Here is a 234-nt window from a genome sequence, read left to right as displayed (position 1 = left end):
TGGTGGAGGTAAAGGGATTCGAACCCTTGACCCCTTGCGTGCAAGGCAAGTGCTCTCCCAACTGAGCTATACCCCCACATGACTTTTGAACAATCTAATGATCGCTCAAAATTTAACAGAAATTAAGAACAATTCTCTTGAGTACGAAGTAAACATATTGTTACTTCATTTCTCCATAGAAAGGAGGTGATCCAGCCGCAGGTTCTCCTACGGCTACCTTGTTACGACTTCACC

General features: G+C 44.0%; 1 tRNA gene and 1 rRNA gene. Both read right to left on the bottom strand.

Annotation, left to right across the window (positions count from 1 at the left end):
- Window positions 1–76: transfer RNA gene (locus tag LPC13_RS16845), tRNA-Ala, on the bottom strand.
- A 103-nt stretch (window positions 77–179) separates the two neighbouring features.
- A 16S ribosomal RNA gene (locus LPC13_RS16840) occupies window positions 180–234 on the bottom strand; the annotation flags it as partial.

Source organism: Clostridium celatum, assembly GCF_021412605.1.
Lineage (GTDB): Bacteria > Bacillota > Clostridia > Clostridiales > Clostridiaceae > Clostridium > Clostridium celatum.
This window is presented reverse-complemented; position numbering and strand designations above follow the sequence as displayed.